Below are 20533 nucleotides of genomic sequence, written 5' to 3'. Positions count from 1 at the left end.
TCTATTTGATGGCGCCGAAGGACAGTCCACGAACCAGCTTGTTCTGCGCGACCCAGCCCGCCAGAACCACCGGCAGCGCGGCCAGCGTCGCCGCCGCGCACAGCTTGGCCCAGTACAGGCCCTCACCCGCGATGAAGCCGACCAGGAAGACCGGCATGGTCTGGGCCTGGACCGCGGTGAGGCTGACCGCGAAGAAGAACTCGTTCCACGCGAAGATCACGCAGATCAGCGCGGTCGCCGCGATACCGGGTGACACCAGCGGCAGGATGACCTCCCGCGCGGACCGCCAGGTGCTCGCCCCGTCAAGGCTCGCGGCTTCGAGCAGTTCACCGGGCACCTCCAGGAAGAACGACCGCATCATCCACACCGCCACCGGCAGGTTCATGGCCGTGTAGAGGACGATGAGCGCCCAGATGTTGTCCAGCAGGCCGATGTTCGACACGATCACGTACAGCGGGATGATCACCGCGACCACCGGGAGCATCTTGGTGCTCATGAAGAAGAACAGCGCGTCGGAGGTCTTGCGGACCGGGCGCAGCGACAGCGCGAACGCGGCCGGGATGCCCAGCAGCAGCACCAGGATCGTCGACACCGTGGTGGCGAACAACGAATTCAGCAGTCCCGTCGCGACGCCCTGGTCGAACACGGCCTTGAACTCGTCGAGGGTCGGGCTGAAGACGAATTTCGGTGTGGTGGTGTACGCGTCGACCTCTTGTTTGAACGCCGTCAGCACCATCCAAAAGACCGGGAAGAAGAAGCCGAGCCCGACGAGCCAGGCGACCACACCCCAGGGGTCGAACTTGCGGCGCTTGGCCGTCGCGGCGGGAGCGGTGGTGGTGGTCATGTCAGGCCGCCTCTTCCTTGCCGGTGAACGATTTGAAGATCAGGCGCAGCGCGAAGCTGGCGATGATCATCGTGAAGATCACGACCACGACACCCATCGCGGCGGCCTGTCCGATGTCGAAGCCCAGGAACGCGCGTTGGTAGATGTAGAACGGCAGGTTCGCGCTCGCGGTACCCGGCCCGCCCTGGGTCATCATGTAGATCTGGTCGAAGGTGTTGACCAGATAGATCGCCCCGAGCACCGTGCCCAGTTCGATGAATCGCCGAAGGTGCGGGAGCGTCAACTCGCGGAAGAGTTGGAACGCTCCCGCGCCGTCGACTCGACCGGCCTCCAGGATGTCGCGAGGCATCGACTGGAGGCCGGCGAGGATCAGCAGCATCATGAACGGCGTCCACTGCCACACCAGGGCGAGGATCACCGAGGACAGCGGGAATCGGCTGACGAAGTCGATTCCCTCACCGGGCAGCAGCCAGTTCACGATGCCGAACACGGGGTCGAGCATGGCGGTCTTCCACATCAGCGCTCCGGCAACGGGAGTCACCAGGAACGGTGTGATGAGCAGGGTGCGCACCACACCGCGGCCGAGGAAGGCGCGGTCGAGCAGCAGGGCGAGCAGCAGCCCGAGCACCACCGAGATCAGCACCGTCGCGACGATGATGACGACGGTGTTCAGCCCCACCTGCCAGAACGTCCCGTCGGCGACGACGTCGAGGTAGTTCTGCAGTCCGACGAACTCACTGGAACCGGGCCGCACCAGATTCCACGACAGCGTCGAGTAGTACAGCGTGAACAGGAACGGGATCTGCGTCACCAGGATCATGAAGATCAGGGCGGGCAGCAACGGGCCGCGCCGCCGCCACCCCTCGGCGCGGGACACGCCTCGGTCCTGCCCCTGTTTGATCCGGGCGACGTGTTCGGATTCGGTCTCCCGGGCTTCGGTGGCCACTGTGGTCATGAGTTCTCCTGATAACTCCGGCCGACGACCTCGGCGTACCGCTGTGACTGCTCGAGCGCCTCGTCGACCGTCTTCTGTCCGGCGATCGCTGCGCTGAGCTGCTGGCTGACCCGGGTGCCGAGATCTTGGAACTCGGGAATGGCCAGGAACTGGATTCCGGTGTAGGGCACCGGCTGCACGGTCGGCTTGAGCGGATCCGCGCCCTCGATCGAATCGAGCGTCGCCTGTCCGAACGCCTGCGAGGCTTCCTTGTATTCGGGAATCTCGTAGGTGGAGAGCCGGCTGCCCGGGGGCACCCTCGCCCAGCCCAGTTCCTCACCCACCAGCCTGATGTAGTTCTTATCGGTCATCCACGAGATGAACTTCCAGGCGGAGTCGGCGTTGTCACTGCTCTTCGGGATGCCGAGCGCCCACGTGTAGAGCCACCCGGAGTCGGGCTTCTCCGCCATGGGGGCCATGGCGTATCCCACCTTGCCGACGACGGTGGACGACGCCGGATCCTCGAGCACCGACACCGCGGACGTCGCGTCGTACCACATGGCGGTGCGGCCCTGCCCGAACTGCGTCGCGCATTCGCTGAATCCGCTTGCCGCGGCGCCGGGTTCGCCGTACTTGGTGACCGTGTCGACGTAGAACTGGACGGCGCGCTTGACCTCGGGGCTGGTCAGCTGGGCGTTCCAGTTCTCGTCGAACCACCGGCCGCCGAAGGTGTTGATGACCGTGTCCAGCGGCGCCAGCACCTCGCCCCAGCCGGGCTTGCCGCGCAGGCAGATGCCCACCATGTCGGGGCTGTCCAACTTGGCTGCCGCGTCGGCGACCTGCTGCCAGGTCGGCGTGCGGGGCATCGTGATACCGGCCTGTTCGAGCAGGTCCTTGCGGTACATCAGGAACGACGATTCACCGTAGAACGGCACCGCGTACATGTCGCCGTCGTAGGACAGCGATTCCCGCAGCGATGGGAAGAAGTCGTTCTCGTCGTAACCCGGTGTCTTGCGGGCGTATTCGGAGAGGTTGACCAGCCAGCCGTTCTCGGCCCACTGGGGCGTCTCGTAGTTGCTGATCATCACCACGTCGAATTCGCCGCCGCCCATCGCCGTGGAGGCGGTGATCTTGGCGCGGGCCTGGTTCTCCGAGAGTGTGACGAACCGCAGTTTGATGTCCGGATTGGCCTCCTCGAACTTCGAGGACAGCTCGCGGGCGTCGGTCATCTGGGAGTTGGAGACCATCGCGATGGTCACCGTCTGGTCGGTGGCGCCGAGGGTTCCGGCGCCGGCACACCCGGACGTGAGAACCAGCCCGGCGGCGGCCAGACCTCCCGCCAGCCGGCGCACCAATGTTCGCGCTTTCACCGTCACCCCTTTCCGTGGTCGAGAAGCCAACGTGCACAGTCGATGTCGCAGACCAACAGCCGGGCCAGGCAACCGCGGAGCGCGGCGAGGGTGGCCCGGTGTTTCTCGGCACCGCTGGCGATCAGGATCGTCTTCTCGCAGGCCCGGACGTCTTCGAGAGGGACGGACACCGCGCGCTGCTGCAGTTCGGTGTCGACGGGCACGCCGTGCTCGTCGAAGAACCGGCCGCCGATCTCGCCGACGGCACCCGCGGCGATCTGCTCGTCGAGCATCCGGGTGTCGAGGTAGCTGCCCTCGAAGAGGGTGGTGGACGTCGAGACCGCGCCGACCCCGAACATCATCACGTCGGCGCGCCTGCCGGCCTCCAGCGTGCGGGAGATCACCGAATCGCTGCGCATGGAGGCGACGGTGGACGGATCGGCATACAGCGGGGCGGGGAGGCGGATGGTGTCGGCGCGCAGCATGTCCGCGCACCGGCCGAGGATGAGTTCGACTCCGGTCTGGTAGGTGGCGCTGGACATGGCGCCGTCGAGTTGGACCACTGCGCGGCAGCTCGCCACGCCCGGCGTCAGCGCGGTCGCCACCGCCACCTGCTCCGGCCCCCAGGTGAAGCCCAGCACGTCGTCGGCTTCCAGCCGGCGCATCAGGAGCGCGGCGGCCGCACGCCCGACGCTGGCGAACGCGGCGGGCCGTCCGGGCGCGCCGACGTCGACTCCGTGACCGGCGATCACCACCTCGGTGAGGCCGAACCGCGTCTCGAGTTCACGTTCCTCGTCGGCGTGCAGGTCCTCCTGCAGGTCCTCGGGCACCACGATGTCGATGCGCACGAGGCCGCGGGCCTTGGCGCGGGCGACGAGTCGGCCGGCGGTGGGACGGGAGACGCCCAGGCGGGCGGCGATCTCAGCCTGGGTCAGGCCGTCGAGGTAGTACAGCGTGGCCGCGCGCAACGCCAACCGCAGGTCTTCCGGGGAGCGCTGGGGCGCTCGCCCGTTCGCAGCGGGAGCCGACGTCGAGAGCGCCACGCGGTGCCTACCTCTCCGTGTCCAGCGTGAGCAGATGCTCACGCGTGCGAGTAGATGCTCATCACGCTAACATGGTGAATGTGACCCAGACAACACTTTCCCGGCCGGTACGTTCGGAACGATGGGTGACGGTGTCGTGAAGCTCGACAGGTCGACCCTGCCCGACATCCCCATCGCGAAGCCGACATACGCGCGTGACGAGGTCACCGTCGGCATCGTGCACTTCGGCGTCGGCGGATTCCACCGCGCACACCAGGCCATGTACGTCGACGCGCTCCTCGAGAAGGGACTCGCCTCCGAATGGGGGATCTGCGGTGTCGGGGTGCTGCCCGGTGACCGCAAGATGGCCGAGGCGCTGGGCACCCAGGACGGGCTCTACACGCTGCTGCTGGAGAACCCCGACGGCACCCGCGACGCCCGGGTCATCGGGTCGATCGTGGACTACCGCTTCGCACCGGACGATCCGGAGGCCGTCGTCGAACTGCTGGCCGCGCCCAGCACCCGCATCATCTCACTGACCATCACCGAGGGCGGCTACGAGGTCGACAAAGTGGATGCCGATTCCGTCAACGTCTTCGGTCTGGTGACCGATGCGCTCGCCCGCCGGCGCGACCGCGGTATCGGCTCGCCGACGATCGTGTCGTGCGACAACATCGAGGGCAACGGCGACGTCGCCCGCGCGGCGTTCATGTCCTACGCCGACCGCACCCACCCGGGACTGTCCGAATGGATCGGCGTAGGCACCCGCTTCCCGAACTCGATGGTCGACCGGATCACACCGGTGACCACACCGGACGTGATCGCCACCGTCCGAGAGGAATTCGGTGTCGACGACGCGTGGCCGGTGGTCGCCGAACCCTTCACCTCGTGGGTGCTCGAGGACACCTTCGCCGACGGACGGCCGCCGTTCGAGGACGTCGGTGTGCTCCTGGTCGACGACGTCACCCCCTACGAACTGATGAAGCTGCGGCTGCTCAACGCCAGCCACCAGGCACTGTGCTACTTCGGCTATCTGGCCGGCTACCGGCTCGTCCACGACGCCGCGGGCGACCCGTTGTTCGCCGAACTCCTGCGCCGGTACATGGATTCGGAGGCGACGCCGACGCTGCAGCCGGTCCCCGGTATCGACCTGCCCGACTACAAGCGCACGCTCATCGAGCGTTTCGCCAATCCCGGTGTGCGCGACACCATCACCCGCCTGTGTTACGGCTCCTCGGACCGCATCCCGAAGTGGCTGTTGCCGGTGGTCCGGGAGAACCTGCGGACCGGCGCGCCGATCCGGTTGTCGGCCGCGGTGGTCGCGAGCTGGGCCCGTTACGCCGAGGGCGTCGACGAGCAGGGCGAGCCGATCGACGTGCAGGACCAGCTCGCCGACGAACTCGTCCCCCTGGCGCGCGCCCAACGCGACAACCCGACGGCGTTCATCGAGAACCGTCCCGTCTTCGGCGATCTCGTCGACGACAAGCGCTTCGTCGACGAGTACGTCGCGGCGTTGCAGTCGCTGCACCGCAAGGGCGCCCGCGCCACTCTCGAAGCGCTGATGGGTGCCTCATGACGCCCCATGCGCTGGTGATCGGCGAAGCGCTGATCGACATCGTGGAACGCGACGACGAACCCACCGCCGAGCGCGCCGCTCCGACCGAACACGTCGGGGGCAGCCCCCTCAACGTCGCCGTCGGCCTGGCCCGGCTCGGTCGCGGCGTCGACTTCCTCACCCACATCGCCGACGACGCGCGCGGCAGGCGGATCGTCGAGCATCTCGAGGCGGCGGGGGTGCACCTCGTGGCCGGCAGCACCAACGCCACCCGGACGCCGACGGCGCGGGCCATGCTCGACGACAAGGGTTCGGCCCGGTACGAATTCGACATCGAGTGGGAGCTCACAGGGACCCCGGAGGCCGCGCCCCCACTGGTGGCCCACACGGGGTCCATCGCCACAGTGCTCGAGCCCGGATGCCGCGCGACGGCGGCGCTGCTCGACGCCTACCACCTGTCGGCGACGTTGACCTTCGACCCCAACATCCGCCCGGCGCTGATCGACGACGCCGACGCGGCCCGCAGCCGGATCGACCGCCTGGTCGAACGCGCCGACGTCATCAAGGCCAGCGACGAGGATCTGCGGTGGCTCGACCCGAACCGGTCACCGAAGCAGACCGCCCGCTCGTGGCTGCAGCTCGGCCCGTCGATCGTCGCGGTCACCGAGGGCGATCAGGGCGCCTTCGCGGTGTGCGCCGCCGGTGCGGTGCGGGTAACCGCGCTGCCGGTGGAGGTGGTGGACACGGTCGGAGCCGGAGACGCCTTCATGGCAGGGCTCATCGACGCGCTGTGGACGCACGGTCTGCTGGGCGCCGAGAAACGCCCGCAACTGCGCGCGATTCGCCTCGACGCCCTGCACGACGTGCTGCGGACCGCCGCGTTGTCCTCGGCGCTGACGGTCACCAAGGCGGGTGCGGACCTGCCGGATCGGGCCACCCGCGACGCCGCGGCGCGCGAACCCGCGACCCTGATCGACCGTCGCCGCTGAGGATGTGGGCCATACTGGGCGTATGCGATCCATCTGGAAGGGTTCGATCGCCTTCGGCCTGGTGAACGTGCCGGTCAAGGTCTACAGCGCGACCGAGGACCATGACATCAAGTTCCACCAGGTCCACGCGAAGGACAACGGCCGGATCCGCTACAAGCGGACCTGCGAGGTCTGCGGTGAAGTGGTCGAGTACCGCGACATCGCCAAGGCCTTCGAATCCGACGACGGTCAGATGGTCGTCATCACCGACGAGGACATCGCCACGCTGCCGGAGGAACGCAGCCGCGAGATCGAGGTGCTGGAGTTCGTCCCGGCCGGCGATCTCGACCCGCTCATGTACGACCGCAGTTACTTCCTCGAACCCGACGGCAAGTCGTCGAAATCGTATGTGCTGCTTGCCAAGACGCTGTCAGAGACCGACCGGGTCGCGATCGTGCACTTCGCGTTGCGCAACAAGACGCGGTTGGCGGCCCTGCGCGTCAAGGACTTCTCCAAGCGTGACGTGATGATGATCCACACGCTGCTGTGGCCCGACGAGATCCGCGATCCCGATTTTCCGGTGCTGGACAAGGAAGTCGAGATCAAACCGGCCGAGTTGAAGATGGCCGGTCAGGTGGTCGAGTCGATGACCGACGACTTTAACCCCGATCGCTACCACGACGACTACCAGGATCAGCTGCGGGAGTTGGTGGAGGCCAAACTCGAAGGCGGTGAGGCGTTCGCCGTCGAAGAGCAGCCGACCGAGCTCGACGAGACCGAGGACGTGTCGGATCTGCTGGCGAAGCTGGAGGCCAGCGTGAAGGCGCGGCGCTCCGGCGGCTCATCGAGTTCCGACTCCAACTCGGACTCGGACGACTCCGACGACTCCGACGACTCCAACGACGACAAGCCCGCCAAGAAGGCCCCGGCGAAGAAGGCGGCGGCCAAGAAGGCTCCCGCGAAGAAGACCGCCGCGAAGAAGGCCCCGGCCAAGAAGGCAGCGAAGAAGGCAGCGGCGAAAAAGTAGCGACCTTCGCCGCCGAACGTGCACTCACTGCGAAATCCGGCGTCGTTTTTCGCACTGCGCGCACGTTGGGCGGCTCCGGGGCCCAATTAGAACGTGTTGCAGAAACCTCACTCGAAGCGTCGTGAGCCTTGCTACGGTGACGCCCGTCGAAGGAAGTGAGGCAGACGTGATCCTGGACAGATTCCGGCTCGACGGCCGGGTCGCAACCGTCACCGGCGCGGGCCGCGGGCTGGGCGCAGCGATCGCGGTGGCGTTCGCGGAAGCCGGTGCGGACGTGGTGATCGCGGCCCGTACCGAGTCGCAACTCGACGAGGTGGCCGAGCAGATCCGGGGCACCGGCCGCCGCGCGCACGTCGTCGTCGCCGACCTGGCGCATCCCGAGTCGACGGCTCGACTCGCCCCCGCCGCGGTGGAGGCCTTCGGGAAACTAGACATCGTCGTCAACAACGTCGGTGGCACCATGCCGAACTCGCTCACCGACACCTCGGCGAAGGACATGCGCGACGCGTTCACCTTCAACGTCGCCACCGCCCACGCGCTGACCACCGCCTCGGTCCCGCTGATGCTGGAGCACTCCGGCGGCGGCAGCATCATCAACATCACCTCGACGATGGGCCGCCTCGCCGGGCGCGGCTTCGCGGCCTACGGCACCGCGAAGGCCGCGCTCGCGCACTACACCCGGCTTGCCGCCCTAGACCTCTGCCCGCGCATCCGCGTCAACGCGATCGCGCCCGGCTCGATCCTCACCTCCGCGCTCGACATCGTGGCGAGCAACGACGACCTGCGTGAGCCCATGGAGAAGGCCACGCCGATGCGCCGGCTCGGCGATCCCGAGGACATCGCCGCCGCGGCGGTCTACCTGGCCTCCCCGGCCGCGAGCTACCTGACCGGCAAGACCCTCGAGGTCGACGGCGGGCTGACGTTCCCCAACCTCGACATGCCCTTCCCCGACCTCTAGGAGACCTCGATGGCGATACGCGTCGCGCAGATCGGCACCGGCAACGTCGGCAATCACGCCCTCACCCACCTGATCATCAACCCGCAGTTCGAGTTGACCGGCGTCTGGGTGTCGTCGGCGGCCAAGGCCGGTAAGGACGCCGCGGAACTCGCCGGCCTCTCCGAGCGGACCGGCATCACGGCCACCGACGACCTCGACGAGGTGCTGGCCGCAAAGCCGGACTGTGTCGTCTACACCGCGATGGCCGACAACCGGTTGCCCGAGGCGCTCGAGGACTACCGCCGCATCCTGGCCGCCGGCATCAACATGGTCGGCAGCGGGCCGGTGTTCCTGCAGTACCCGTGGCAGGTGCTGCCCGAGGAATTGATCGCCCCGATCGAGGAAGCCACCCGTACCGGCGGCTCCAGCGTCTTCGTCGGTGGCATCGACCCCGGCTTCGCCAACGACCTGCTGCCCCTCGCGCTGGCCGGGACCTGTCAACGCATCGAGCAGATCCGCTGCATGGAGATCATCGACTACGCCACCTACGACAGCCCGACGGTGATGTTCGACGTCATGGGGTTCGGCAAGCCGCTCGACGAGCTGCCGATGCTGCTGCAGCCCGGCGTGCTGAGCCTGGCCTGGGGCTCGGTGGTCCGCCAACTCGCCGCCGGGCTGGGCGTCGAACTCGACGGGGTGACCGAGACCTACGTGCGCGAGCCCGCACCCGAGGACTTCGACATCGCCTCCGGCCCCATCGCGAAAGGCACTGCGGCGGCACTGCGTTTCGAGGTGCGCGGAATGCTCGACGGCAAGGCCGCGGTGGTGCTCGAACACGTGACCCGGCTGCGTGAGGACCTCTGCCCGGACTGGCCGCAGCCCGCACAACCCGGCGGCTCCTACCGCGTCGAGATCACCGGCGAACCGACCTACGCCATGGATCTGTGCCAGAGCAGTCCCCACGGCGATCACAACCGTGCCGGTCTCGTCGCGACGGCCGCGCGGATCGTCAACGCCATCCCCGCCGTCGTCGCCGCCGAACCCGGAATACGGACAACTCTTGATCTACCGCTCATTACTGGCAAAGGCCTAGTAGGCTCCTGAGCGTAAGCTGCACGCCGACTCAAGGACGGTCTCATGCGTTCCGCTCTGCGCCTCTTCCTCCCGTTTGTCGCAGCTGCGGGCGCCGCCGCGGCAGTTGCGGCCGCACCGGCCGCCCTCGCCCAGCCCAGCGGCGAGCACGACGGCAAGTGCCTCAACGTGGCCCCCAACGCCCTGGGCCAGGGGCAGACCTGCCCGCCGTGGGAGACCCAATTCGCCACGCAGCCCAAGGACATTCACAACCAGAGCACCTTCCTCTACCCGTGGGGCGACTCGTACTACGGTCCCGCCACCGTCGTCGACTGGGGTTAGAAGCTGTGAAGATACTGCTCGTCCTCGCGCCGTTCGCCGTCGGCGCGGCGGTCCTCATGGCGCCCACCGCGGCAGCCCAGCCGAACTGCGTCACCACGGGTCAGACCGCCTTCGGCGGATCCACCACGCAGTGCAGCAGCCCGGGTAACACACAGATCGTCACCTCGCCGGGACAGACCAACTACCTGTACCCGTGGAACGACTACTACTACGGACCGGCGCTGGTCATGGGTTGGTAGTTCGTCGCCACAGACCCCGGCCGTACCAGGAGGTCACCGATGAACATCGGATTGTCCACGGCCGCAACACTTTCCACCCTCGCACTTGTCGGCGCCGCCGTCCTGACGGCTCCCGTCGCGGCGGCCGCGCCCGAGTGTGTCAACACCGGTCCGCGCACGACCCAGTGCGAGACGGGCGGCAGCACCCAGATCGTCACCACACCGCCGGCGACCAACAACGGCTGGCCGTACGGCGGCTGGGGTTACGGCGGGCTCGTCATCGGCTTCGACATCTGAGGCGGCGGTCCCGCCGAGATCGACGAAATGGCGGGTTTCACTCGAACAAGTGCGCCCATTTGTTCGTTTCGGCGGACCGAGCGCACCCGACGGGGAGGTTTCGGCTAACCTAACTTTTCTATTCGCTGTTCCGCAGGAAGGAAAAGGGTGCTGCCGGACACCGACCGTCGGACGACGAGGCCGACGTGGCTGCTGCTGGGGCCGGCGTTCGTCGCCGCGATCGCCTATGTCGATCCGGGCAACGTCGCGGCCAACGTCAGCGCCGGAGCCCAGTTCGGGTTCCTGCTCGTCTGGGTGATCGTGCTGGCCAACGTCATGGCCGGGCTGGTGCAGTACCTGTCGGCGAAGCTGGGTCTGGTCACCGGCCGCTCGCTGCCCGAGTCCGTCGCCGGCCGCACGCGGACGCCGACCCGCATCGCCTACTGGCTGCAGGCCGAATTGGTCGCCATGGCAACGGATCTCGCCGAGGTGGTCGGCGGCGCCATCGCGCTCTACCTGTTGTTCGACCTGCCGCTGCTGGTCGGCGGTCTGATCACGGGCGCGGTGTCACTGGCCCTGCTGGCCATTCAGAACCGCCGCGGCCAGCGGCACTTCGAGCGGGTGATCAGCGGCCTGCTGCTGATCATCGCGATCGGCTTCCTCACGAGCGTGTTCGTCGAACCGCCGCCCGCCGCCGACGTCGCAGGCGGCCTGATCCCCCTCTTCGACGGCGCCGAGAGCGTGCTGCTCGCGACGGCGATGCTCGGTGCGACGGTGATGCCGCACGCGGTCTACCTGCACTCCGGCCTCGCCCGTGACCGCCACGGCCACCCCGAACCGGGCCCTCGGCGGCGCCTGCTGCTCAAGGCCACCCGCATCGACGTCAGCCTGGCGATGCTGATCGCCGGCGCGGTGAACATGTCGATGCTGCTGGTCGCCGCCACCAACCTGCAGGGCATGGACGACACCGACACCCTCGAGGGCGCCCACGCCGCGGTGCAGCAGACGCTCGGCCCGGCTGTCGCGCTGTGCTTCGCGATCGGCCTGCTGGCGTCCGGCCTGGCGTCGACATCGGTGGGCGCCTACGCCGGCGCCATGATCATGGGCGGCCTGCTTCGCCGGACCTATCCGCTGCTGGTGCGCCGCCTCGTCACGCTGGTCCCCGCGCTGGCGATCCTCGCGCTCGGCGTCGACCCCACCCGCGCCCTGGTGCTGTCCCAGGTCGTGCTGTCCTTCGGCATCCCGTTCGCGCTCATCCCGCTCATCCGGCTGACCGCGGACCGGGCCGTGATGGGCGCCGACGTCAACCACCGCGTCACCACCGCGCTGGGCTGGATCGTCGCGGGTTTGATTAGTCTCTTGAACGTGGTGCTCATCTATCTGACCGTGACAGGCTGAATGCTGCGCGCTGGTCGACACGCCTACTTCGCGTACGGGTCCAACCTGTGCGTGCAGCAGATGGCGCAGCGCTGCCCCGACGCCGTCGACCCGCGCCCGGCGACGCTCGCCGACCACGACTGGCTGATCAACGAACGCGGCGTGGCCACCGTGGAACCGGTCGACGGCGCGCAGGTGCACGGGGTGCTCTGGCAGGTGTCCGACCACGACCTCGCGACCCTCGACAGCGCCGAGGGCGTTCCGGTGCGCTACCGCCGCGACCGGCTGACCGTGCAGACCGACGACGGTCCGGCGCCGGCGTGGGTGTACATCGACCACCGCGTCGAACCGGGCCCGCCACGGCCGGGCTACCTGGAACGCATCATCGACGGCGCACTGCACCACGGGCTGCCGCACCGCTGGATCGAGTTCCTCGGACGCTGGGATCCGATGCACTGGCCGCACCGCCCCCACCACGCGGAGACCGAAGGGCCGCAGACGCTTTCGGAACTGCTCAGCGATCCCGCCGTGACCGAGCACAGCGTGCTGCGGTCGCGGTTCGGGTTCCTGGCCATCCACGGCGGCGGGCTCGAGCAGATGACCGACGTCATCGCCGAACGCGCCGCCGAGGCCGCGGGCGCATCGGTGTACGTGGTGCGCCACCCCGAGCAGTACCCACACCATCTGCCGTCCGCGCGCTACCTGGCCGGCGAGTCGGCGCGGCTCGCGGAGTTCCTCGACCACGTCGACGTCGCCGTCTCGCTGCACGGATACGGGCGCATCGGCCGCAGCACCGAACTGCTGGCGGGCGGACGCAACCGGACGCTGGCCGCCCACCTCGCCGACCACGTCGACATCCCCGGCTACCGGATGGTCACCGACCTGGACGACATCCCGCCGGAGTTGCGGGGCCTGCACGCCGACAACCCGGTCAACCGGGTGCGGGGCGACGGCGCCCAGCTCGAACTGACCTCGCGGGTGCGCGGTATCAGTCCGCGCAGCCCGCTGCCCGGCGACGACGGCCTGTCCCCCGCCACGTCCGCGCTCGTGCAGGGCCTCGTGGCGGCGGCCCGGTCGTGGCAGACTACGTCGCGGCCTGCTGAGCCGGCAGCTCTTCCAGGTCGAGGACCGGTGTCGGGCGGCGGAAGCCGCGGGTGACGGCGAGCAGCCACAGGAACCCGGCGGCGAGCCAGATCAGCCCGATCGTCAGCGACTCACCCGACAGGCTGGTCCACAGCCAGACCGTCAGCGCGAAGCCGATCAACGGCAGAACCAGGTTGTTGAGGACGTTCTTCTCACCGACATCGACGAAGTAGTGCTTGATCACCGTCAGGTTGACCGCCGAGAACGCCACCAGCGCACCGAAGCTCACCACCGAGGCCAGGATCGCCAGGTCGATCACCAGCGCCAGCAGCGAGACCACCGAGATCGCCAGGATCGCCCATGTCGGCGTGCCGAACTTCACCGAGACGTGCCCGAACACCTTGCGGGGCAACACGCCGTCGCGGCCCATCGCGTACAGGATGCGTGCCACCGACGCCTGCGAGGTGAGCGCCGAACCCGACGCGCCCGCGACGTATGCGGCGGTGAAGAACGCCCCGAGGAACGCGCCACCGGCGGCCTGCATGACGTCCAGTGAACCCGAGTCGACGTCGGTGAACGCGTTCGACGGGAACACCAACTGCGATGCGTACGAGAGGATGACGAACAACACGCCGCAGATGATCGTGGCCAGCATGATGGCCTTGGGCACGTCACGCCGAGCGTCCTTCGCCTCCTCGGCCAGCGTCGATACCGCGTCGAATCCGAGGAACGACAGGCACAGGATCGCCGCACCCGCCAGCACGGGCCCCAGCCCGCCCGCCGTGCCGTCACCGCGGAACGGCGCCATGAGGTCGACGGTGCCCGAACCCGAGATGCTGACCACCGCCATCACGAGGAACACCGCGATGAAGATCGCCTGGATCACGATGATCAGGAGGTTGGCCCGCGCCACCGACACGATGCCGACGATGTTGAGCACCGTGATGATCACGATGGTCACGACCACGATCGCCCACTGCGGGATCGCCGGTACAGCGGCGTTCAGGTACAGCCCGATCACGAGGTAGTTGAGCATCGGCAGGAACAGGTAGTCCAGCAGCAGCGACCAGCCGGCGAGGAAGCCGACGGGCGCGCCGAACGTCCTCTGCGTGTAGGCGTATGCCGACCCGGCGACCGGGTACGCCGCGGCCATCCGGGCATACGACCGTGCGGTGAAGATCATCGCCGCCAGCGTCACCACGTAGGAAAGCGGCACGCGGCCACCGGATTCGACGGTGACGATGCCGTAGGTGGTGAATACGGTCAGCGGCACCATGTACACCAGACCGAACAGCACCAGGGACGGCACACCGAGGACGCGGCGCAGGTGCCCCTCACCCTCCCCGACCGACGGGTTCAGGGGTGTGGTCGACGACATCAAGACTCCCTTCAGCGGGCAGACGGCCCTACGAGCTTGCCCCCCAGACAGGTTCCGCGCACCTCGATCGCGGGAATCTCCAGCGCGGGCGTATCGCGCGGGTCGGCGCGCAGCCACACCATGTCGGCACTGGCACCCGGGATGAGGCGGCCCCACCGCTGTTCGGCGAACGCCTGGCGCGCCACGCCCGCGGTGTAGGCGCGCATGGCCCGTTCGACCGGCACGATCTCCTCCGGTGTCCAGCCACCCTCCGGGACGCCGTCGGCGGTGCGCCGCGACGCGGCCACGGCGATCCCGTCGAGCGGGGCGCCCGAGGACACCGGCCAGTCCGAACCGAACGCCAGCACGCCGGCGGCGTCGAGGGTGCGCATGCGGTACTGGCGGTCGGCGCGGTCACGGCCGAGCCGCGGCACGGTCAGCACCGTCATCAGCGGGTCCAGCTGGGCCCACAGCGGTTGCATGTTGGCGATCACGCCGAGGCGGGCGAACCGGTCGATGTCGGCGTCGTCGACGAGTTGGGCGTGGGCGATGACGGGACGGCGGTCGCGCGGACCGTTGACCGTGATCGCGTGCTCGATGGCATCGAGCGCCTGGCGGACCGCCGCATCGCCGATGGCGTGGATGTGGATCTGGAAGCCGAGTTCGTCGACGCGGCGCACCGATTCGGCGAGCGACTCGCCTTCCCACACCTGCATGCCGTGGTTGTGCAGTCCGGAGCAGTACGGCTCGATCAGGGCGCCGGTCTCGTTCTCCACCACGCCGTCGGCGAAGAACTTCACGGTCTGTGCGGTCAGCAGCGGGTGGCGCAGTTCGTCGACGCGGCGCCGCGCCTCGGCGAACTGGGGCAGCTGGGTGTCGATGTGGCGCGGATCGGCGTAGAGCGCGAGGTTGAACCGCATCCGCAGGGCGTCGCGGCGGGCGGCGGCGAGGTAGGTGTCGACGTCGCCGGGTTCGACCCAGGCGTCCTGCACCCAGGTGACCCCGCGGGCGAGGTAGTAGTCGGCGGCGGTGCCCAGCGCGGCCACCCGGACGTCCTCGTCGCGTTCGGGCATCACCGCGGTGACGAGGTCGACCGCGCCCCACTCGCGGAGCGTGCCGAGCACCGACCCGTCCTCGCGGTGCGGGATCTCACCCAGCGCCGGGTCGGGCGTGTCGGCGGTGATGCCTGCGCGCTGCAGCGCCACCGAGTTGCACCACACCGTGTGGTAGTCCCACGCCCGCAACACCACCGGGCGGTCCGGCACCGCCGCATCGAGCCAGCGCGCGTCGAACAGTCCGCCTTCGGCGAGGCTGCCGTCATAGGAGGCGCCGACGATCCACTCCGCCTCGGGATGGCGCTCGGCGTAGCCCCGCACCGCCTCGACGATCTCGTCCACCGAACCGCAGCCGCGCACCGGCGGGCCGACCTCTTCGAGGCCGCCGAGCAGCGGGTGGGCGTGGCCGTCGCCGAACGAGGGCATCAGGAATCCGCCGTCGAGGTCCACCTCCTCGTCGGCGGTCCGGGCGGTGGCGTCGTCCCCCACCGCGGCGACGGTGCCGTCGACCACCAGCAGCGCCTCGGCGACGGGTTCCGACGTGCCGGTCCAGACTGTCCCGTTCCGGAACACGGTCGCTGCCACGGCTGGGAACTATAACCATCCACCCGGGGATCGGCTCCGAATGACGAGTGTGGAACCGAAAACGACGCCCGCGGTGTACCGGACCCGCGTCACCCACCTGCGCCGGGCACCCGTGCATCACTATTTCGAGCTGAACAGCTACAGCTGGTACGTCGACCTCGACGAGTTGCCGCGGTTGCCGCTCGGACTGCGATCCTTCGCCCGTTTCGACGCCCGCGACCACTTCGACGGGGTCGCCGGCGACACGCTGCGGGCACGCGTCGACACCGTCCTGGCCGAACGGGGCATCGACCTCGGCGGCGGGCGCGTCACGGCGCTGCTGCAGCCGCGGGTGCTCGGCTATGCCTTCAACCCGCTGAGCCTCTACTGGTGTCATGACGCCAACGGCGTCCTGCGCCACGTGATCGCCGAGGTGCACAACACCCGCGGCGAGTGGCACGCGTACGTCATCCCGCCGGACGGGCCGAACCCGGCGATGGTGCGCAAACGGTTCTGCGCCTCGCCGTTCAGCGGGATGGACGGGTATTACCTGGTGCGGGCTCCGCGGCCCGACGGCGAGCTCGACGTGACGATCTCCCTGCACCGCGAGAACCAGCCGGCGATCGTCGGCACGCTGCGGGGCACCCGCCGACCGGCGACGGTCGCCCAGGTGCTGCGGCTGCAGATGACCAAACCGATCGCCCCGCAGATGACCGCGCTGAGTCTGCGGGTACAGGGGCTGATCCTGCGGGCGCGCCGGGTACCCGTCACGCGCCCGGCGGCCGCGGAGGCGCCGAGGATCCGGGCCGCGAGCGTGGCGCATTCAGGAGCAAAGGCGTGACGGTGCACGGAACCGGCTCCGGGACAATCTGTTCGGGTCTGCGGGTCCGCGGACGGCCATATCGATGACCGCCCTGACAGAGCCGGTTAGGCTACCGTTCGTGACCACTGACCTCGACGTACTGTTACGGCAGGTGGCCCAGCGGGACGTCGACGCGTTCGCGGCCCTCTACGACCGGACCAGGGCCCGGGTGTACGGGATGGTCACCCGGGTGCTGCGGGATCCGGGCTACAGCGAAGAGACCACCCAGGACATCTATCTGCAGGTGTGGCGCTCGGCAAGCACCTACGACCCCAAGGCCGGGTCGCCGATGGCGTGGCTGCTGACCTTGGCGCACCGCCGCGCCGTCGACCGGGTGCGTTCCGAGGAGGCCGCCTCGCAGCGGGAGTCCCGGTACGGCGCCGCGAGCGTGGACCCGCCGGTGGACCACGTCGCCGACTCGGTGATCCTGCTCGACGAACGGCGCCGCGTCGTCGACTGCATGGCGTCGCTGTCGGATCTGCAGCGGGAAGCGATCCAGCTGGCGTATTACGAGGGCCTGACGTACGTGCAGGTTTCCGAGCGTCTGTCGGCGAATCTGGCCACAATCAAATCGCGGATGCGCGACGGCATCCGCGGTCTCAAGAACTGTCTGGGCATCTCATGACCGAGCCGAACAACACCGATCTCCTCGACTTCGCGACGCCGTATGCACTGCATGCGGTGTCCGATGACGAGCGCGTCGAGATCGAACGGCGGCTGACCGCCGCGCCGCCCGAGGTGGCGGACGCGTTCACCGACGCGGTGCGCTCGGTGCAGGAGACGATGGCGGCGCTCTCGGCGGGCACGGCCCTGGAACCGCCCGCCCACCTGCGTGGCAACGTCCTCGCGATGGTCGCCGACGATCCGGTGCGTGACCTCGGCAGCGCCCGTCGCCGTCCGGCCCGGGAGCCGCGCTGGCGCACGGCACTGCTGGCGGCCGCGGCCGTGGCCGTGGTCGGACTGGGCGCGCTGGGCGTGGGTCTGGCGCTGCGGCCGGCGGTCTCCCCGACGACGGCAGATCAGGTGTTCGCCGCACCCGACGTGCAGACCGTGTCCGGGCCGATCCCGGGCGGGGGAACCGCGACCGTGGTGTTCTCCAAGGAGCGCGACGCCGGCGTGCTGGTGATGAACGACGTCGCGCCGCCGAAGCCGGGCACCGTCTACCAGATGTGGCTGGTCGGATCCGACGGGCCGCACTCGGCGGGCACGATGGACGACAAGGCGATCTCACCGTCGACCACCGCCGTGCTGTCCGACATCGGGACGTCGCAGGCGCTGACGTTCACCGTCGAACCGCCCGGCGGATCCCAGCGGCCGACGTCGCCGGCGTTCGCCGCGCTGCCCCTGACGTAGGCCTACAGGCCCGCCAGCGTCGCGTCGGCGGCCGCGTCGATGACGTCGGCGATCTCGCCGCGACGCCGCCAGGCCGCACGCTGACGCATCGCGCCGTTGCCCTGGTCGTCGAGCCGTGCCAGTTCGTCGCGGACCAGGTCGTCGTCGCCGACGGCGCGCAGGGCCGGGGCGATGCGGTCGACGAGGCCGGCGAGCAGGTCACGCGCGGGCATCGGGGCATGCGATTCGGCGAGGTCGATCGCCATGCCGTCCAGCCCGTCGCGGGCCGACCGCCAGTAGGCGGCGTCGAGCGCGTGCGCCGAGATGCGGGGCACGCCGGCGCCGTCCCGCTCGTCGGCCAGGAGGGTCATGACCGTGGCACGCACGATCGCGGCGAACAGGACCGTGTCGGCGACGGTGGCGGGGACGTCGGCGACGCGCACCTCGATCGTCGGGAAGTTGGCCGACGGACGCACGTCCCAGTAGACCTGGCCTTCGTCGAGCATGGCGCCGGACTGCAGCAGCATCCGCACCATCGCGTCGAACTCGTCGGCGGAGTCGAAGTGCGGCGGCGGGCCCGCGCTGGGCCAGCGCGCCCACAGCATCCGCCGCCAGCTGGCATAGCTGCTGTCGGCGCTGCGGTAGATCGCGGAGTTGGCGCTCAGGGCGAGCAGCACCGGCAGCCACGGCCGCATCCGGTTGCTCACCCGGATGGCCGCCTCCCGGGTGGGGACCGCGACGTGCACGTGCGCACCGCAGATGCCCTGTTCGCGCGCCAGCATCCCGAACCGGTCGGCGATGCGGTGGTAGCGCGGGTTGTCGGTGACGGGGAACTCGTGCGGCACGGTCGGCGGCACGGCGACGGCCAGCAGCCGGGCCCCGCTCTCTTCCGCGGCGCGCGCGGCGGTGGCCCGCAGGTGGGTCAGCTGCGCACGGACGTCGGCCATGCTGCTCGACACCCCGGTCGCCGTCTCCACCTGGCACGACGTCAACTCGAGTTGCAGGTCGACACCGCGGTCACCCGCGCGCCGCGCGACGTCGCGGTTGAGCGCGACCGGGGCGCCGGAATCGGGGTCGACGAGCAGGAACTCCTCTTCGACCCCGACGGTGGGATGGGCGGCCATGGTGTCGCGTGGACCCTTCTTCAGAACATTGATCCGGCCCGTCGGGCGTACTCACGACGGGCCGGATCTGGGTGTGGCTTTTCGGTTGTCTCCGCAGCGGCGCGAAGCGTGCGGATCATTAGTAACCACCGGCTCTCCCGATCAAACATCGAATTTGTTCGGCGCGCATAGGATTCGGTGATGAGCAGGGATTTTCGCTTCGGCATCGGACTGCACTCGGCCTCGTCGCTGGCGGCGGTGCAGGACGCGGCGCGACGGGCCGAGGACCGCGGCTTCGACGTCCTGCACGTCCCGGACCATCTCGGCGCCCCCGCACCGTTCCCGGTGCTCACCGCCGCGGCCGCCGCGACGACCACGCTGCACGTCGGGACTTTCGTGCTCAACGCGGGTTTCTACCGGCCGGCCCTGCTCGCGCGTGACGTCGCCGCGCTGCGCGACCTGTCCGGCGACCGGCTCGAACTCGGTCTGGGCGCCGGGTACGTGCGCAGGGAGTTCGAGGCCGCCGAACTGCCGTTCCCGACGGCGCGCCAGCGCGTCAACCATCTCGAGCACACGACCACCTACCTCGCCGAACACGTGCCCGGTGTGACGGTGCTGATCGCGGGCAACGGCGACCGCCTGTTGACGGTGGCCGCCCGCCACGCCGACATCATCGGGCTCACGGGCGGGGACCGCGCGGCCGAGGGCGACGACGACCCGCTGGCCGAACGGATCGCCTTCGTCCGTGCGGCGGCCGGCGAGCGCTTCGGCGCGCTGGAACTCAACATCGCGATCACCGCGATGCCGCTCGACGGGTCGGGACGGCCGGACCTGACGATCCCGCGCCGCTTCCTGCCCGGGCTCTCCGACGACCAGCTGCTGCGGCACCCCGGCGTGCTGGCCGGATCGCCGCAGGACATGGCCGACCGGCTGCGCGACTACCGGGATCGGTACGGCGTCTCCTACATCATCGTGCAGGCGCCGCACGAGGAGGCGTTCGCGAAGGTCATCGCGCAGTTGCGCTGACCCTCGTCCACGGGCGGTAAACTGCCACGGCCGCCCCCGTAGCTCAGGGGATAGAGCACGGCTCTCCTAAAGCCGGTGTCGCAGGTTCGAATCCTGCCGGGGGCACTTCTCGTCTGCGCTGAGACTGCGCACAGATCGCATTTGCCGGCGGCGATTTCAAGCGGTGGATGCAACACCCTTCTTGATTGGAGTGTGTTGTGGGCGGTCATTTGGTGTTGCGGTCGCGGATGC

Annotated in this window: 20 protein-coding genes, 1 tRNA gene and 1 pseudogene; 15 read left to right on the top strand and 7 right to left on the bottom strand. The window is 69.1% G+C overall.

Features of this window, described 5'->3' with window-relative positions:
- Window position 1: 1 nt before the first annotated feature.
- The 4 genes from AU195_RS18640 to AU195_RS18625 are packed head-to-tail and all read right to left on the bottom strand — an operon-like array spanning window position 2 to window position 4170.
- Complete coding sequence (locus tag AU195_RS18640) at window positions 2-844, bottom strand: carbohydrate ABC transporter permease (RefSeq protein ID WP_059097524.1); 843 nt, start codon at window positions 842-844, stop codon at window positions 2-4.
- A 1-nt stretch (window position 845) separates the two neighbouring features.
- Complete coding sequence (locus AU195_RS18635; RefSeq protein ID WP_059160542.1) at window positions 846-1799, bottom strand: carbohydrate ABC transporter permease; 954 nt, start codon at window positions 1797-1799, stop codon at window positions 846-848.
- Complete coding sequence (locus AU195_RS18630) at window positions 1796-3148, bottom strand: ABC transporter substrate-binding protein (RefSeq protein WP_502687362.1); 1353 nt, start codon at window positions 3146-3148, stop codon at window positions 1796-1798. The genes AU195_RS18635 and AU195_RS18630 overlap by 4 nt, the downstream gene beginning before the upstream one ends.
- A gap of 2 nt (window positions 3149-3150) precedes the next feature.
- Complete coding sequence (locus AU195_RS18625; protein WP_059160541.1) at window positions 3151-4170, bottom strand: sugar-binding transcriptional regulator; 1020 nt, start codon at window positions 4168-4170, stop codon at window positions 3151-3153.
- Between the two features lie 121 nt (window positions 4171-4291).
- Here AU195_RS18625 and AU195_RS18620 point away from each other — a divergent pair, with 121 nt between their 5' ends.
- From AU195_RS18620 to AU195_RS18575, 10 genes and pseudogenes are all read left to right on the top strand, one after another.
- The gene (locus AU195_RS18620) at window positions 4292-5725 is read left to right on the top strand and encodes a mannitol dehydrogenase family protein (protein WP_157531184.1); all 1434 of its coding nucleotides are present in this window, start codon (window positions 4292-4294) and stop codon (window positions 5723-5725) included.
- Window positions 5722-6693 (top strand): carbohydrate kinase family protein, encoded by a 972-nt coding sequence (locus AU195_RS18615; RefSeq protein ID WP_059160540.1) that lies wholly within the window; start codon window positions 5722-5724, stop codon window positions 6691-6693. The genes AU195_RS18620 and AU195_RS18615 overlap by 4 nt, the downstream gene beginning before the upstream one ends.
- Before the next feature lie 22 nt (window positions 6694-6715).
- Window positions 6716-7535: pseudogene (gene ku, locus AU195_RS18610) on the top strand (non-homologous end joining protein Ku); the annotation flags it as partial.
- A 330-nt stretch (window positions 7536-7865) separates the two neighbouring features.
- Window positions 7866-8657, top strand: a complete 792-nt coding sequence (locus AU195_RS18605; RefSeq protein ID WP_059160538.1) for an SDR family oxidoreductase — start codon at window positions 7866-7868, stop codon at window positions 8655-8657.
- A gap of 9 nt (window positions 8658-8666) precedes the next feature.
- Window positions 8667-9740 (top strand): NAD(P)H-dependent amine dehydrogenase family protein, encoded by a 1074-nt coding sequence (locus AU195_RS18600; protein ID WP_059160537.1) that lies wholly within the window; start codon window positions 8667-8669, stop codon window positions 9738-9740.
- Window positions 9741-9773: 33 nt separating this feature from the next.
- Window positions 9774-10049, top strand: coding sequence for a hypothetical protein (locus tag AU195_RS18595; protein ID WP_059160536.1), 276 nt, complete (start codon window positions 9774-9776; stop codon window positions 10047-10049).
- Window positions 10050-10054: 5 nt separating this feature from the next.
- Window positions 10055-10288 carry a hypothetical protein gene (locus AU195_RS18590; RefSeq protein WP_157531183.1) on the top strand — a complete coding sequence of 78 codons (234 nt, stop codon included), beginning with the start codon at window positions 10055-10057 and terminating at the stop codon, window positions 10286-10288.
- Window positions 10289-10327: 39 nt separating this feature from the next.
- On the top strand, window positions 10328-10564 hold the full coding sequence (locus tag AU195_RS18585) for a hypothetical protein (RefSeq protein WP_059160535.1): 237 nt from the start codon (window positions 10328-10330) through the stop codon (window positions 10562-10564).
- 147 nt (window positions 10565-10711) lie between these two features.
- Window positions 10712-11941 (top strand): Nramp family divalent metal transporter, encoded by a 1230-nt coding sequence (locus tag AU195_RS18580; RefSeq protein ID WP_059160534.1) that lies wholly within the window; start codon window positions 10712-10714, stop codon window positions 11939-11941.
- On the top strand, window positions 11942-13078 hold the full coding sequence (locus AU195_RS18575; protein WP_286149334.1) for a poly-gamma-glutamate hydrolase family protein: 1137 nt from the start codon (window positions 11942-11944) through the stop codon (window positions 13076-13078).
- On the opposite strand, the gene AU195_RS18570 is transcribed toward AU195_RS18575, so the two are convergent.
- Together AU195_RS18570 and AU195_RS18565 are read right to left on the bottom strand one after the other, a co-directional pair.
- A complete protein-coding gene (locus tag AU195_RS18570; RefSeq protein ID WP_059160533.1) occupies window positions 13005-14381 on the bottom strand; it encodes an APC family permease in 1377 nt (458 codons plus the stop codon). The two genes, AU195_RS18575 and AU195_RS18570, sit on opposite strands and share 74 nt — an antisense overlap.
- An 11-nt stretch (window positions 14382-14392) precedes the next feature.
- Entirely contained in the window at window positions 14393-16000 is a 1608-nt protein-coding gene (locus tag AU195_RS18565; RefSeq protein ID WP_059160532.1) for an amidohydrolase, read from the bottom strand.
- 40 nt (window positions 16001-16040) lie between these two features.
- Here AU195_RS18565 and AU195_RS18560 point away from each other — a divergent pair, with 40 nt between their 5' ends.
- From AU195_RS18560 to AU195_RS18550, 3 genes are all read left to right on the top strand, one after another.
- Entirely contained in the window at window positions 16041-16820 is a 780-nt protein-coding gene (locus AU195_RS18560; RefSeq protein ID WP_059160531.1) for a DUF1365 domain-containing protein, read from the top strand.
- Window positions 16821-16884: 64 nt separating this feature from the next.
- Window positions 16885-17466: a sigma-70 family RNA polymerase sigma factor gene (locus AU195_RS18555; protein ID WP_059160530.1), complete on the top strand. Its 582-nt coding sequence runs from the start codon at window positions 16885-16887 to the stop codon at window positions 17464-17466.
- Window positions 17463-18194: an anti-sigma factor gene (locus AU195_RS18550; RefSeq protein ID WP_059160529.1), complete on the top strand. Its 732-nt coding sequence runs from the start codon at window positions 17463-17465 to the stop codon at window positions 18192-18194. The genes AU195_RS18555 and AU195_RS18550 overlap by 4 nt, the downstream gene beginning before the upstream one ends.
- 2 nt (window positions 18195-18196) lie before the next feature.
- Here the strand turns inward: AU195_RS18550 and AU195_RS18545 are convergent, their stop codons facing one another.
- Complete coding sequence (locus AU195_RS18545) at window positions 18197-19297, bottom strand: glutamate--cysteine ligase 2 (RefSeq protein ID WP_059160528.1); 1101 nt, start codon at window positions 19295-19297, stop codon at window positions 18197-18199.
- A 180-nt stretch (window positions 19298-19477) separates the two neighbouring features.
- On the opposite strand from AU195_RS18545, the gene AU195_RS18540 reads away from it, so the two are divergent.
- Complete coding sequence (locus tag AU195_RS18540; protein WP_059160527.1) at window positions 19478-20302, top strand: LLM class F420-dependent oxidoreductase; 825 nt, start codon at window positions 19478-19480, stop codon at window positions 20300-20302.
- Window positions 20303-20334: 32 nt separating this feature from the next.
- Window positions 20335-20407 (top strand) — tRNA-Arg (locus AU195_RS18535).
- Window positions 20408-20533: the final 126 nt, after the last annotated feature.

The organism is Mycobacterium sp. IS-1496 (assembly GCF_001499995.1).
In the GTDB taxonomy this organism is placed as follows: Bacteria; Actinomycetota; Actinomycetes; order Mycobacteriales; family Mycobacteriaceae; genus Mycobacterium.
The sequence above is the reverse complement of the archived record's forward strand: the minus strand, read 5'-3'. Positions and strand labels throughout refer to the sequence as shown.

Excerpts from the sequence above, each read along its gene's own strand:
- AU195_RS18640 (WP_059097524.1), bottom strand. The coding sequence starts at position 844 with ATGACCACCACCACCGCTCCCGCCGCGACGGCCAAGCGCCGCAAGTTC.
- AU195_RS18635 (WP_059160542.1), bottom strand. The coding sequence starts at position 1,799 with ATGACCACAGTGGCCACCGAAGCCCGGGAGACCGAATCCGAACACGTC.
- AU195_RS18620 (WP_157531184.1), top strand. The coding sequence starts at position 4,292 with ATGGGTGACGGTGTCGTGAAGCTCGACAGGTCGACCCTGCCCGACATC.
- AU195_RS18615 (WP_059160540.1), top strand. The coding sequence starts at position 5,722 with ATGACGCCCCATGCGCTGGTGATCGGCGAAGCGCTGATCGACATCGTG.
- AU195_RS18600 (WP_059160537.1), top strand. The coding sequence starts at position 8,667 with ATGGCGATACGCGTCGCGCAGATCGGCACCGGCAACGTCGGCAATCAC.
- AU195_RS18595 (WP_059160536.1), top strand. The coding sequence starts at position 9,774 with ATGCGTTCCGCTCTGCGCCTCTTCCTCCCGTTTGTCGCAGCTGCGGGC.
- AU195_RS18585 (WP_059160535.1), top strand. The coding sequence starts at position 10,328 with ATGAACATCGGATTGTCCACGGCCGCAACACTTTCCACCCTCGCACTT.
- AU195_RS18575 (WP_286149334.1), top strand. The coding sequence starts at position 11,942 with ATGCTGCGCGCTGGTCGACACGCCTACTTCGCGTACGGGTCCAACCTG.
- AU195_RS18570 (WP_059160533.1), bottom strand. The coding sequence starts at position 14,381 with ATGTCGTCGACCACACCCCTGAACCCGTCGGTCGGGGAGGGTGAGGGG.
- AU195_RS18560 (WP_059160531.1), top strand. The coding sequence starts at position 16,041 with ATGACGAGTGTGGAACCGAAAACGACGCCCGCGGTGTACCGGACCCGC.
- AU195_RS18555 (WP_059160530.1), top strand. The coding sequence starts at position 16,885 with ATGACCGCCCTGACAGAGCCGGTTAGGCTACCGTTCGTGACCACTGAC.
- AU195_RS18550 (WP_059160529.1), top strand. The coding sequence starts at position 17,463 with ATGACCGAGCCGAACAACACCGATCTCCTCGACTTCGCGACGCCGTAT.
- AU195_RS18545 (WP_059160528.1), bottom strand. The coding sequence starts at position 19,297 with ATGGCCGCCCATCCCACCGTCGGGGTCGAAGAGGAGTTCCTGCTCGTC.
- AU195_RS18540 (WP_059160527.1), top strand. The coding sequence starts at position 19,478 with ATGAGCAGGGATTTTCGCTTCGGCATCGGACTGCACTCGGCCTCGTCG.